Raw genomic sequence first — 13,577 nt, 5'->3', positions numbered from 1 at the left:
ATCACGCTCATTCCTGCGGCTTCGGTGCGGACGCCAACGACTGCAGCAACGCAGGATCGTTCAGCAGTTTCGCGATCAGTTCCTCGGCGCCGGTCTTGCCGTCCATATAGGTCAGCAGGTTCTGCAACTGGCCGCGCGCCTCGAGCAGCTTCGCCAACGCGTCCACCTTGCGCGCGACCGCCGCGGGTGAAAAATCGTCCATGCTCTCGAAGGTCATGTCGACCGCGAGGTTGCCTTGACCGGTCAATACGTTCGGCACCTGCACGGCGACGCGCGGTTTCATCGACTTCAGACGCTCGTCGAAGTTGTCGACGTCGATCTCGAGAAACTTGCGATCCGCGACCGGCGCGAGCGGGTCCGCGGGCTGACCGGAGAGATCGGCCAGCACGCCCATGACGAAGGGCAGATTGACCTTTTTCTCCGACCCGTAGACTTCGACGTCGTACTCGATCTGAACCCGCGGCGCTCGATTACGCGCGATGAATTTCTGGCTGCTTTCCTTGGCCACGACCATTCCCCTGGTTGACGCCGCACGGCCGCGAGCAGCATGGCGCGTGACTGGCGTTGCTAGAAGCGAAAAAGTCCATCCCCGCCTGACTGCTTACTCGTTTTCGATACCGCCGACCTGCCGGGCCTGGCTCATGCCTTCGGGCGCGAGGTCCTGCAGAATTTCCATGAAATTCTTGTCGACCAGCCGGCGGGCGCGCTGCAACAGCAGCGGCACCGGGCTGGAGGGTTCGTGACGTTCGTAGTACGCGCAGATCTTGTCGATCATGCGGATCACGTCCTGACGGTCCGTGATGTCGCCGGACACAGGCACGGCTGCCGGCGCCGCGCCGACGCGCTCGCCGGTGCCGGCGTCGCCGTCCGATGAAGCCTCCGGAGTCCCGGCCGCTACGTTGACGCGTTCGCCGAGAAAGTCGGCGGCGCGCCGCAGCAGCTTCGTGAGCGGCGACAGGTCGATCGAACGCGCCGCGCCGACGCGCTCGGTCAATACCGTCTCGATGCGCATTGCGCTATGCAACGCCGCGAGCAAGGCCGTGTGCGCGTCGCCGGCGTCTTCGTGAGCGTCGGCGATCACCGCGTCGATCGAACTCAGCGACGGCGCCTCGATGCCCTTCGCGAGCGGCACTTCTCCGGTTGCGTATTCGATGTCGCGCAAACTGACGACACCGTGCGCGCGCGATGACGCTAGCGGCGCGTCGCGCACGTCCACCAGCATGCCGGACGCTTCGACGAGCGCGGCTAGCGCGTTGACGCGGGCGGTCGGATCGTTGTCGTCGTCGGCATCGAGTTGCGGATAGACGTGGTCCCAGCGCTGCTCCAGCAGCCCTTCGACGAGCGCGAGACCCTCGGCGAAGCCGGCGAAGCGGCGGCGATTGAGCAGCGCGCGCGCGAGGTGCACCGCGACACGCAAGTCGCGGCCTTTCGCCAGCAGATCGAGCGATAGCGCTTCGGCCACTTTCCAGTCGGGCGGCGTGGCGGCGACCATGGTCTCGCCGAACTGCACCTCCGGCTTGCCGTTGACGACCTGCTCGAGCGCAAGGAAGTCAGGGTCGTACTCGAGGTCGTCCCCGCACGGACTGGCAGCTGATATGTCGGCAAGCATTTCGCCCGCGAGAAGCGTGGCCATGTCTGGTATCGGTCTCGGATGAGTAGTCTCGACGCACCGTAAGTGACCGGCACGGGTTGCCCTTGCCCGCCGGGAATCAGCGTTCCCGGAAATACGTGTTAACTCCAAATAGATTGCCCGTGCCAGCTATTGCGATGTTTTTACCGAGCGTGGCCCTTTCTCGGCGGCAATCCGATATGAGAATAGCACGCAGCCCGGAAAATCAAAGCCGGACAGCAATAAAAGCGGATTCCGTTTAATTAAGCGAAACAGTATATGTAATACTATTCAACTCTATAAACATTTAAGACGTTTTAACCTTTTGGTTCCAGCACCGTTAACAATCCCAAAGTCCCCCGGTCGTCTTACGACCTCACCAGGTACCCTTTCAGGACGGCCGATTGGTGGGATTGCCCGACATCTAAGTAAACGAACCAGGCGCTCTATTTTTTTAAAGAATTTACACTTCCCGGGTTATCGGTAAGCGTTTACATTGCGTTTAGGGGTTAGTCCCGATAGCGATACAGCACCCCTCCAAAGCGGTGAATAACATATTAACTTTTACCTTGTAATAAATAAAACGGGCCAATAGACTGACTCTGTTTTCCAATCATTGCGCCGGTTGCACGGCGGAATTGCCGGTAATGCATGCGTTTTGGCACACGCATCCACCCGATACGGCGGCAAAGCGAGTGCCGCATTCATTGGGGACAGCGCGCCGGCGCACGACGGACGCGGCGAAATGGCGAAATGGGTAGTGTCAGCAGCCGGGCTCCGCCCCTAAGAAGCGGGGCTCACCACCTCGGGGTGAAAAGTGGCAGATATCCAAAGCGCAGCAATAGCCGACCACGCTGCAGAAAGCGCACTGCCCGACCTGTGGCAACGCCGCACCTGCCTGAGCCACGACGAAATGGCATCGATCTATACGATCGTGCGCCGCGCGCTGACCGGCTACCATCCGTCGGAGTTGCAGGCGCTGGGCGAGGACAAGGAGGAGCTGATCTCGCAGTTCCTCTATTTCAAGGTGTTCCGCCTCGATACCGCGCCGACGGCCTTGCCCACCTTCCCGCTGCACAGCGCGCCATCCACCAGTCATGCCGTGTGCGCGTACTTCCGCCGCTATCTGATCGACTGTCTGCGCAGCGCGAGTCACCAGCGCAACGTGTCGCTGGAGGAAGACGACGTGATGCTCGAGATCGACCGGCAAACCGCCTTTCACCCCGATCCGATCGGCTCGGTCCTGCTGCAATACGGGCTGCACGAAGCCGAAGTGCGCGAATCCGCGGCGCTTTTCATCGCTTCGCTCGACGACGCGAACCGGATGCTGCTGGCCGGCAGTCTCGGCTGGCTGTCGAACGAGAAAGGCGGTCTGTCGCAGGTGGCCGCGCGTTACGGCATCGCGTCGTATCACTACCGGGCGCGCAAGCTCGGCGTCACGCTGAAAAAAGGCTCGATACCCGCCGACTTCGCCCGCACGGAAATCGGCAAATGGATCGAGCAGAGCCTCGGCATCGACATCGCGCCGGGCAATCGCATCGTCATCCTGCTGGTTCTGGGCATTCTGTCCGCGCAGTCGCACGCACAGGAATGAGGTCGACGGACACGAGCAATTGAGAGGTCAACGGTGCAACTTGCCACCGCAAGCCTGACCGACCAGGGCGGCCGCCCGCGCAACGAAGATTCGTTCGGCGACTGGTCGAGCGAACGGCTCTACTATTGCGTCGTCGCCGACGGCGCTGGCGGACATGGAGGCGGCGACACCGCGTCGCGCCTTGTCGTCGATTCGGTGCTGGCGGATTTGCGCTACCTGACCGTGGCCGAATTGCCGCCCACCGGCGAACGCCTGATCAGCTCGCTCACGCATGCCAACGAGAACATCGTCGAAGAACAGTTGCGCGGCACGGGCAATGAAAAAGACATGCGCTCGACCGCCGTGGTGCTCGCCATCGATCGCGAATGCGCGACGGCCGCGTGGGCCCATTGCGGCGACACCCGCCTCTACTGTTTCCGCCACGGTGAGATCAGCGCTCGCACGCGGGACCACAGCATGGTTCAGCAGATGGTCGACGCGCACCTGCTCGCCGAGGAGCAGATGCGCCATCACCCGCGCCGCAACGTGCTGTATGCGGCGTTGGGCACCCGCGACCCCCTGCCGATTGACGGCCTGGACGGGACCTTCCCGCTCCATGACGGCGACGCGTTTCTGATCTGCACGGACGGCCTGTGGGAGTACGCCGACGACGCCGGCATCGCCGACGCGCTGGCCCACGCCGCAACGCCCGGCGCGTGGCTCGACGCGCTCGCGCAACGGGTGCGCGCGAGCGCCAGCACGAATCACGACAACTTCACGGCGCTCGCGGTATGGATCAATGATGACGCGGAGGCGACACTCTTGATGCCGGGCCCGGCACAGGCGTAACGCCGCCGATCGGCATCACAACGGGGCTAGCATCATGCCGATCTCGATCATCGTTCCCTGTCTGCAGATGGCGGCCACGCTCGGCCGCGCACTGGAAAGTTGTCTGATCCAGCCGGAGGCGGCGCAAATCATCGTCGTCGACGATGGCTCGACCGATGCTTCGATCGACGTCGCGCAACATTACGGCCGCCTCGATGCGCGCGTGGAAGTGCTGCGCATGCACGTGAACGGCGGCGTCGCCGCCGCGCGCAACTGGGCCGCGATGCATGCCACCCAGGACCTGCTCGCCTTCATCGACGCCGACGACGAGTACCTGCCCGGCGCGCTGGCCGCGGCATGCGGCTATCTGCAGCGCTGTCCGGGGGAGGCATCGGTGCGTCTCGACGTCGACTATGCGGGCTTTCCGCGCGCGATCGTCGAGCATCCCGATTTCGAAAAATATGCGGCAATCCTGAGCAACACCGTGCCGAGCAGTCTGGTGATCCGGCGGGCGGTGTACCGCGCGCTCGGCGGCTTTCCGCTCGACGCGCTGTTTCGTCGCGTCGGCGGAGAAGACGGCGCGTTTTCGTGGGCCTTGAGCCGGCTGTTCGGCAACCGGCGGCTGATCGACGCGAAGCGCGTGCGCCAGCATTACCACCCGGCCATCCACGCTGAACGCTTCTTCCGGATTCACCTCGGCATGGAGCAGCCCGTCCATCAGGACGTCGTCGAAGCATGGCAACTCTCGCAGCGGTTCGTCGCGGACGCCGAGGCCGCGATCGCGCAACTGCGCGCGCTGCATTCGCCGGAAGGCGCCCTTCCGCCCGTTCCGCCCGCTGCCCCTCGCGCCCGCTAGAAGTCGCCGCAGCCGTGCTCGGCGTTGATCAGCATGCAGCTGTTCAGGTTCGGCTGCGAACGCACCCGCTTCCATTCGACCGCGAGGATGTCCTGATTCTCGCCCGGCGGCGTGGTGGTGAAGAGCGGCTGATTCGAGCCGATGCAAATGTTGGTGCCCTGCAGATTGTTTTCGTAGACGAAGGTCTGCTCCTCGCTGCCGAAAAACGTCTGCAGACCGCTTTGCGCGACCGGATTGAGGTTCGGGGGGAGCGGCGGCGGGGGCGGCGGCGGGATCACCGTCAGCGTGCCGGGCACCTCGTTCACGATATAGCCCACGCTGGACGTGAAGTTGGGGTTGATCGGATAGCCGCCCGCCGGTGAAGTCAGCGTGGCCGTGGTGGTCTCCGAGCCGCTCAACGTGCCCGCGGCGGTATCGCCGTTGATCAGGCCGCTCGTCGTGTAGGTGAATATCGGGTTCGGCGCGCCAACCACGCGCGTCGCGCCGTCCGCGGTGACCGTGACCGTCGGCCGGGCGACGTAGACGTAATGATTGCCGGTGGTGGGCACCGTGCCGCCCCAGCTACAGCCCGCGCCGAACAGGCAGCCGTAGAAATTGGGCTGCGCGGTGTTCGGCTGCACGTTGCCGCGGGTCTCTCCGTTCCACGTGCTGGCCCAGATTCGCCATGCGTTGCCGGCGCTGAGCGTGCCGGCGCCCGCATCGACGAACACGCCGTTCTCCATCACCAGGTCGATCGAGCCGCCCGCGCTCAGATTCGTATTCGGAGCCGTCGCGGACGGCGTGCCCGCGCCCAGCCCGATATTGCCGGTCGCGGCGGTCGCGACGAGGTTGCCGGTCAGCGTGGAGTTCGTCACGCTCATCGGGCTCGACTGGCTCGCGGCGGAGTCGAACGTCCGGCTCGTCAGCGGTCCGATCACGAAGCCATGCGAGTTCGAGAAGTCGACGTTGCCGGCGTTGGCCATCGCCAGCACGCCGACGTCGTTTTGCGGATCGGTCAGCGTGAAGTTGCCCGGGCCGGCGAGGATCAGCCCGGCGCTCTGGATGCCGCCGGGGTCCGTGACGGGACCGGCCGACAGCAGCATCAAGGTGTGGCCCGGGGTCGAGATGCCGAAGGTCAGCGCGATCCCTTGACTGCCGGCGCCCGGGTTGGACAGCGTCAGGTTGTTGTTCGCGAAATCCGGACGCGTGGGCGTGCAAGTCGAGCCGGCCGATACGCACTGCCCGTTCACCGTGATGAGCCCGGTTTGCGTGCTGGACCCAAGCACGATGTTGGGGATCGACGCGAAGCTCGAGAACGTCGGGGCGTCGATGCTGAGGCCGCCGCCCGTGCCGAGCAGCGTGATCGGCGTCGCGTTCTGCGCGGTGATCGCAAAGCTCGACGGGTCCACTGAGCCCGGCATGATCGCCAGCACGCCGTCCGGCGACGACAGCGTCGCCTGCGTGATGGCGAGGCTGCTCGCCGCGCCGTCGTTGAATGCGCGCAACACGAGCGAACCGGGACTCGTGGTCGAGATCGTCACGTTTTCGGTCGTGGCATTGCCGACCGCAGTCGTCAAGCCGGTGCCGACGGTACCGCCGGTACCGCCGGTGGTCGGATTCGTCAGCCCGAACTCGCTCTGCTCGGTCTCGGGCACCGCAAGGCCGATCGCGACGCCCGGATCGGACGTCGTGGTCGAACCGGCGATGCCGATGGTGGTGGTACGCGTCCCGGTTGCGCTGATCGTGCCATTGGCGATCAGCACGCCATAGTCGTTCTGCAGGTTCGGACTGCTGCCGGCCGGGCCGCTCACCGCGCCGCGAATATCGATCGCCCCGCCGTTGGTCGACGTGATCGTCGTGCCGTTGTTGATCAGCACACCCTGCACGAACGGACCAGTGCCGCTGCCGAACAGGCTCACCGTGCCCGATCCGGTCGTCAGCGATACGGGTGGGGTCTGGATGCACTCCCCGCATGCGGTGTTCTCGAACATCAGCCCGATCACCGAGTCGCCGCCGACCGCGGCTCCCACGCTCTGTCCGGTGAACTTGATGTTGCCGCTCGTCGACTGCACCGACGACCCGTGCATGTCGAGGCCGATACTGATGTTCAGGTTCGACGACACGCTGCCAGCGGCAGTGATGTCGCCGCTGCCGGTCCTCAACGTGATGCCAGAAAAAAAGACGCCGTTCGCGAAGTTGCCGCCGGTGCCTGTGTCGGTGACATTCCCCGTCACGCCGATCGCGCCGGTCGTGTTGGAGATCGTGGTGTTCTGAATCTCGACGCCGAAGCCTCCTTGCGTGCTTTGCGCCACGCTACCGTTGACCGCGATCGTGCCGCCCGAACTGCTGAGCCCGGGCTGCGGCACGGAACTCTGGCCCACCGTGGCGCCGCCGCTCAGGAACACGCCCATCGCGCTGCTGCCGGAGGAACTGCCGTTCACGCTCAATGCTCCGCTCGTCGTGCTGGCGGAACTGGTGGACAGGAACACGCCGATGCCCTGACCCTCGATATTCGAACTACCGGCGCCGCTGATGGTGAGCGCGCCGCTGCCGGTTTGAATCGTGTTGTTGCCCTGCGCGAACACGCCGTCGTTGCCACCGCCGCCGGCGGTAGCCGTGCCGGTGATGCCGAGCGCGCCGCTCGTCGTCGACAGCGCGCTGGCCCCTTCGATCGCCACGCCGTTGGCGAACGCGCCCAGTGCGGTGCCGGCCAGCGAGAACCGGCCGGCTTCGGTGGAAACGCTCGACGCGTCGATGAAGATGGCGGACGACGACGTGACCAGATAGCCGATCGCGACGCCATTGATCGGGAACGTGCCGGTGACTGTCAGATCGCCGCCCGCCGTATCGATGCTCGAGTTCTGGATCAGCACCGGGCTCGGGCCGCCGCTTCCCAGCGTCACGCTGCCGCCGTTGGTCTTCACCGTGACGCCCTGAAACGAGACCAGACTGAGCGGACTCGTGTTGCCCACGTTCGCATCGAAGACGAGGCTGAGCGGCCCCGCGCTCGACGAGATGGTGTTGTTCACCAGCACCGATCCCGTCGCGCTCAGCTTCAGCGTGGCGGGCAGCGTGCCGGTAGTCAGGACGAGCGGCGCATCGACGACGATGTCGCCCGCGCCCAGGTCAGGATCGGTCCCTGTCTGCACCGTCACCGACGTGCCCTGGCTCAGCGGACCGGTGAGCGCCGTGTTCAGGATGAACGTGCTGCCCGTAATCGGCCCGAACGTGATCGTGGTGGTAGCGGCTGCGGCTTGCGTGGAGGCCGACTCCGCTGTGACACCCGGTATCTGCGTGACGATGTCGACCTCGAACGGATCGAGCAGCCACCTGCCGCCCTGGCCCTTCGGCGCCGACGCGTCGATGCTCATGCCGGTCGTGTCGAGCGTATGGCCGGACGTCTCGATCAAGCCGCCGTTGCCGCCCTGCGGCCCGCCCTTCGCGCTCAAGGTGCCGTAAATGCGGCTGGCCGTTTCGCTGTAAGCCACGACGTTGCCGCCGTTGCCGTCGACGAGCGCATCCGCATGGAGGCTGGCGCTCGGCGCCATCCAGATCGCATTGGCGTTGCGAACGGACGGGTCCGCGCCCGCCGAGCCGCCGCCGAAGTGCACGGTGCCGCCGCCCGCGGCGCCGCTCGCATCGACGTACGCTCCGGGCAGCAGCGCCACGTCATAGCCGGTCACGTCGATCCTGCCGCCGGTCTGCCCCGCGCCGCCGCTGGCGTCGAGCGTACCGCCCGCCAGCGTGACGCCGTTGGTGCCGCCGTCGAGCAGAATGTGGCCGTCGCGCTCGCTCAGGCTTTGGGCGCGCACGATGCCTTGCTGGTTGATGACCGTGCCGGCCAGCGCGTCGGCCGTCTGTGCGCTCATCACCACGGTGCCGCCGTCGGCGGCCAGCGTGCCGGTATTGCCGATCAGCGCGTGCGCCGCGCCCTGGTTGATCTTCAGCGTGGTCAAACCGTCGCCGGCGAAGTCGACGGTGATGTCGTTGCCCGCGCCCAGCGCGACGGTGCCCAGTTTCGCGCTGACCGTGCCGCTGTTGCTGACCGTGCCGCCGAGCAACGCAATCGTGCCGCCCGCCGCGGCCGTCAGCGACCCGGCATTGCTCACCGCCGCCGGGGACGCGCCGACGAAATGGAAGTTGCCGGCGAGGAAGTCGGCATTGGAGATATTGAGTGTCGAGGCGACCATCGAGCCCACGTTCACCGACGATCCCGGCGCGAAGATCACCCCCGCCGGATTGACGAGAAACACCTTGCCGTTGGCCTGCAGGCGTCCGGCGATCACGCTGGGATCGTTGCCCATCACGCGGTTGAGCAGCGCGGAGGAAGCCGACGGCTGCGAGATCCTGACCGCTTCACCGCTGCCGATCGAAAACGTGTTCCAGTTGACGATCGCGTTGGGGGAGCCCTGCGTGATCTGCATCTGCCCCGCGCCCGGCGAGTTGATGCTGACCGTGCCGGCCGCCACCTGGGCGCCGGTCGGATTCGCAAGCGCGATCGGCATATACGATGCCGCGAACAACGCGGCGACCGCGCCGGCGATCGTGCTCGCATGGCCCGGTCGCACATTGCATGGCTTGTTCATCGCACACCTCGGCACAGATTGCTGCTGCTTGACGTTGCGTTTCGTTTCGATGCGTTGAGTGTCGCTGCGTTTGGCTGCCTGCTAGAAGGTCTTGGTCAGCTGCATATAAAAGCGCGGCAGCTTGTCGTTGCCGGTCGTATCGGGCCCGGTCGTGCGCCATGCGACCGTGCCCTGTAGCGAAATGCCGCCCGGCGCGGCCCAGAACGCGCCCAGACCCACGCCGCTGCGCGTGATCATGTTCGGCCCCTGGTTCGGCCGCGGCGTGGCGTTGTACCAACCGGTGCCGAAGTCGAAGAAGGTGAACACGGTGGCTCGCGCATCGATGGCAAAACGCCCTTCGAGGGTGGCGACGAAACCTTCGTCGACCAGTGCCTCGGACGGCGAATAAGCACGCACCGCGTGCGGGCCGCCGAGCAGAAACTGCGACGAACTGTCGAGCGTGGTCCCGGCCCACTGTCCGGACACACCGGCGAATACGCTGAGCCGCTCGGTGATCGCGTTCAGCCGGTTGGCGAAGAAGGTGGCGCGCACTTCGGTGCCTTGCGTGTCGCGCCCGAGCGGTGAGGCATCGAGTGCCTGGGCCTCGGCGTTGCGAAAATGCAGCGTGCCGATCAACAGTTCGACATCCGCGCTGTTGAAACCGCCGCCGAACAGCGCGTCGCGGCTTTCGTAGCTTACGCCGATGCTGCCCTCCAGCAGCGATCTGGGATTGTGTTCATCGACGACGCCGACGTTGTCGATCAGATCGCGGTACTCGAGATTGACGCGGCCCAACAGGCTCTGATTGCGTGTGCGTATCAGCGGATGCGTAAGCGTGAGGTCCACCACGGTCGCCTCGCCCTGCGCGTCGAGCGACGCGTATGGCTGGCCGAGCGCATAGTTGAGCCGCGACACCGCGACCCCGACGCGCGTGCCTTGCGCATTGATCGGCGCTTCGTAGCCGACACGCCCGTAGAGCGTCTCGCCGCGTTCGCTGCCGAGCAGCCGCAGGTCCAGGTTGTCGCCGATCATGAACGGCGAGTTCAGGCGCGCGAGCGCACCGAGCCGCCATGTTCCGGCGGATTCCGCGCCGAAGTTGTCGACATCGAGCGCAAAGGTCCAGCGTTTGGCCGGCGCGACGCTGACGGTCAGATCGACCGTGCCCGGCTCCTCGCCCGCTTCAATTGCCGAGGAGACCTGAATACCCGGCAGATCGGACAGCAGCAGCATGGTCCGCTCGAGTTCGTGTTGCTGCAGCGGCTTGCCCAACGGAATCTGCGCGACCCGCTCGCGCAACAGGTCTTCACGGATCGGCGTGCCGGCCGCGATGTCGAGCCGCACATGGCCGACGCGCCCTTCGAGCACGCTCATTTCGACGTTGCCGGAAGTGACGTCCTGCGGCGGGATCACCACCTGGGCGAGCAGATAGCCGCGCTCGCGATAGACCTGGGTGATACGCGCGGCGATCGCTTCGAGGCCAGCGAAACTGGTGTCCTTGCCGAGCTTGTCCTGCACGGGCGCGAGCAGCGCGCCGCTGTCGATCGTGTCGTTGCCCTTGAGCGTGATGCTCTTCAGCAGGAAGGTCGGGCCGGGCGCCGTCACGGGCGCCGCCGGCGGCGGCACGGCGGGCAACGCCTGATTGCCGCCCGGCGGCGCCGGCCGGGTGTCGCGCGGCTCCGTCTGGTTCAGGATGCTGCCCGCGTTCGGCAGCGTCTGGCCCGTCTGGCCCCACGCGAGCGCACTGCTGCAGGACACCGCCGCGGCGATCAGTCGGAGTCTGTTCATCGGTCTAGGGTTTGTCGGTTCATTGCTGTGGCTGACGCGCGATGGTCAAACGCCAGCCACCCATCAGATCGAATGGCGCCCAGAAGAACGGATGTCCGAAGCGCGGCGTGTGCAGAACCGCCAGTTGCGCGGTGCGCATCGCGTCGATCGCGTCCTTGCCTTGCGAGAGTTGCGCGTAGAAGGTGCGCATCGTCAGCGCGCTCGATTCGTCCGCGACCGGCCACATCGACACGATCAGGCTGGTGGCGCCCGCATAGAAGAACGCCCGGGTGAAGCCGAGAATCTCGTCGCCGCGCGCGATCCGGCCCAGCCCGGTCTCGCAGGCCGACAGCGTGACCAGCGAGACGTCGTTGAGCTTCAGGTTGTAGATGTCTTTCGCCAGCAGCGAATCCGGGCCGTCGGCGGGCTGGGTCGCGGGTGCGAGCAGGATGCTCGAGTGCAACGGATCGATGGTGTCGGCCTGCGCATGTGTCGCCACGTGCAGCACGCGTCCGGCGGGCGCGTTGTCGCGAAAGCTCACGCGCGTGGCGTCGCTATGCAGAAACACCTCGTTGCGCGCGAACAGCGGCGCGATGCCCTGCACTTCCGCCTCGGCGCCCGGCAGCGCGTACGCGGGCGTGATGGTCGGATTGCCGAACGCGACCAGATCGCTGGCGATCTTCTGCTGGCGCTGCGCGAGCTGCACCGCGACGCTCGCCGACGGTTCGAGCGCGATCGCGTGGCGTTCTATCAGATAGCCGTCGGCATTGTGCAGCGCCTGAAACGGCAGATAGTGCAGCGCGCCGTGCGGCACGATGAGCAGCCGCTCGTTCGGGCGCAAGCCGAGCGGCGCAATCAGCAATGCGTCGAGCTTGTCGCCGTAGGTCAGCGCGGCCGGTCGCCGGCGCACGATCGCATTGCGCAGGTCGGTGATGGCGGCATCCATGTCCGCGCGCGCGATCGGCAAGGTGTGGCCGGTCAGGCCATCGCTACGCACCACCCAGACGATCAGCTCCTTGTCGAGACTGTGAAACTCGACGATCGCCTCGTTGGCCTCGAGCGCGTTGCGCGTCGCGGCGAGGCTCGGCACTTGCCCGTTCAATTGACGGTCGTCGACGCCGGCATCGACGCGATTGCGCACGACGTCGAGCAGCGCACGCGCGCGGCTGCGTTCGGATAGATCCCACGCAATCGCGTAGTCGCCGGTTTCGACCGTCAGCGCGATCGCCTGTTCGAAGACCGTTTGCGTGTCGCCGAACAGCGCTGTCTTGAACTCATCGCTGCGAAACCGCGCGCGGATTTTCTCGGAGTCGTCGACGGCCTCGAGGTAGGCTTCGCGCGCACCCGGCTTGTCGCCGAGCGCGAGGTCGGAGCGGCCGATTCCTTCGTGAGCCCACAGGCGGTCGTAGTTGGCGTCGCTGGAATTGCCGCTTTGGCTCAACAGCTTTTCGAACGCGTGTTTCGCATCCGCGGGCTTGCCTTCGGCCAGCAGCAGATTGCCCTGGATGCGCTGGTAGGCGGGCGCGAGCTCCGCGGTGGCCGGTGCGCCGATCGCATCGAAGCTCTGGCGCGCGCCCACCGTGTCGCCCTCGGCGAGCTGCGCGTTGATGATCGACATCTGCACCAGCGGTTTGTAACGCGGCGACGCGGACGTGAGCGCGTCCTGGTAGGCGGCCAGCGCCTGCTGCGGCTGGCCGCGGCGCAGCGCGACGTCGCCGAGCACCTTGTTGGCCGGAGCGAAAACCTGCTCGGGCGCCTTCGGCGTCGAAGCGAGGGCGTCGCGGGCGTAGCGTTCGGCGTTGTCGAGATCGCCGGCATAGCTGTAGGCGATCGCCAGGTCGCGTTTGGACAGCGCCGCCAGGTCCTCATTGTTGGTCTGCCCGGCCACCACCAGTGCACGCGCCGCGGCATCGACGCTGTCGCGGAAGTCGCCGCGCTCGGCGGCCGCGACGGACATGCTGCAATAGTCGTAGGCGGGGAGTTTGACGCGGTCGCGCGACAGCAGCAGACGTCCTTCGGAGGTCAGCGTGTTGATCGTTTCGGCGTCGCGTTCGCGCTCTTCGGCCTGCCGGAAGCCGAACGACTCGGGCGCAAGGGCGACGGCGCTCGCGGGCCGCGCCGCGGCGGCGGATGCGCCGGCGGCCAGCGCATGGCCCGCCGCGCCCAGCAGCATCGAGCCCATGACGAGCGCGGCAGTGAGCCGCGCGGCATCGATCCGGTGCGCCCATGCGACGGGCTTGCCCCGCGAGTCGCGTTGCACGACGCTGTTTGCCATCCCGTTCGATAAGCCTTGGCGCTCGTTCACTTTAACTTCCTGCAAGAAGGCAAAAGGAAGCGGCTGGGATGGAATGCGCGTGCAACCCGCAAGCTGCACGCAGCGGTTGACTAACACCGTAAAGACGA

Annotated in this window: 8 protein-coding genes; 3 read left to right on the top strand and 5 right to left on the bottom strand. The window is 66.0% G+C overall.

Annotated elements, in window-relative coordinates:
* Window positions 1-7: 7 nt before the first annotated feature.
* Both tssB and tssA read right to left on the bottom strand, forming a co-directional pair.
* Complete coding sequence (gene tssB / locus EVC45_RS17720; RefSeq protein ID WP_129959236.1) at window positions 8-508, bottom strand: type VI secretion system contractile sheath small subunit; 501 nt, start codon at window positions 506-508, stop codon at window positions 8-10.
* Window positions 509-601: 93 nt separating this feature from the next.
* Entirely contained in the window at window positions 602-1,633 is a 1,032-nt protein-coding gene (gene tssA / locus EVC45_RS17715) for a type VI secretion system protein TssA (RefSeq protein ID WP_129959235.1), read from the bottom strand.
* Between the two features lie 793 nt (window positions 1,634-2,426).
* On the opposite strand from tssA, the gene EVC45_RS17710 reads away from it, so the two are divergent.
* Genes EVC45_RS17710 through EVC45_RS17700 form a run of 3 tightly spaced genes read left to right on the top strand, consistent with a single transcriptional unit; the run spans window position 2,427 to window position 4,866 of the window.
* Window positions 2,427-3,203 carry a hypothetical protein gene (locus EVC45_RS17710; protein WP_211193433.1) on the top strand — a complete coding sequence of 259 codons (777 nt, stop codon included), beginning with the start codon at window positions 2,427-2,429 and terminating at the stop codon, window positions 3,201-3,203.
* A gap of 33 nt (window positions 3,204-3,236) precedes the next feature.
* Window positions 3,237-4,031: a PP2C family serine/threonine-protein phosphatase gene (locus tag EVC45_RS17705; RefSeq protein ID WP_129959234.1), complete on the top strand. Its 795-nt coding sequence runs from the start codon at window positions 3,237-3,239 to the stop codon at window positions 4,029-4,031.
* A 34-nt stretch (window positions 4,032-4,065) separates the two neighbouring features.
* A complete protein-coding gene (locus EVC45_RS17700) occupies window positions 4,066-4,866 on the top strand; it encodes a glycosyltransferase family A protein (RefSeq protein WP_248295170.1) in 801 nt (266 codons plus the stop codon).
* Here EVC45_RS17700 and EVC45_RS17695 read toward each other — a convergent pair.
* The 3 genes from EVC45_RS17695 to EVC45_RS17685 form a co-directional block, all read right to left on the bottom strand.
* Window positions 4,863-9,431 (bottom strand): S-layer family protein, encoded by a 4,569-nt coding sequence (locus EVC45_RS17695; RefSeq protein ID WP_129959232.1) that lies wholly within the window; start codon window positions 9,429-9,431, stop codon window positions 4,863-4,865. The two genes, EVC45_RS17700 and EVC45_RS17695, sit on opposite strands and share 4 nt — an antisense overlap.
* A gap of 81 nt (window positions 9,432-9,512) precedes the next feature.
* Window positions 9,513-11,195, bottom strand: a complete 1,683-nt coding sequence (locus EVC45_RS17690) for a ShlB/FhaC/HecB family hemolysin secretion/activation protein (protein ID WP_129959231.1) — start codon at window positions 11,193-11,195, stop codon at window positions 9,513-9,515.
* A 19-nt stretch (window positions 11,196-11,214) separates the two neighbouring features.
* Window positions 11,215-13,479, bottom strand: coding sequence for a CHAT domain-containing protein (locus EVC45_RS17685; protein WP_248295169.1), 2,265 nt, complete (start codon window positions 13,477-13,479; stop codon window positions 11,215-11,217).
* Window positions 13,480-13,577: the final 98 nt, after the last annotated feature.

This window comes from Paraburkholderia sp. UYCP14C, from assembly GCF_004197395.1.
GTDB lineage: Bacteria > Pseudomonadota > Gammaproteobacteria > Burkholderiales > Burkholderiaceae > Paraburkholderia.
The sequence above is the reverse complement of the archived record's forward strand: the minus strand, read 5'-3'. Positions and strand labels throughout refer to the sequence as shown.

What these genes read in the sequence shown, in the direction of transcription:
- tssA (WP_129959235.1), bottom strand. Translation starts at nt 1,633, where the DNA reads ATGGCCACGCTTCTCGCGGGCGAAATGCTTGCCGACATATCAGCTGCC.
- EVC45_RS17700 (WP_248295170.1), top strand. Translation starts at nt 4,066, where the DNA reads ATGCCGATCTCGATCATCGTTCCCTGTCTGCAGATGGCGGCCACGCTC.
- EVC45_RS17695 (WP_129959232.1), bottom strand. Translation starts at nt 9,431, where the DNA reads ATGAACAAGCCATGCAATGTGCGACCGGGCCATGCGAGCACGATCGCC.
- EVC45_RS17690 (WP_129959231.1), bottom strand. Translation starts at nt 11,195, where the DNA reads ATGAACAGACTCCGACTGATCGCCGCGGCGGTGTCCTGCAGCAGTGCG.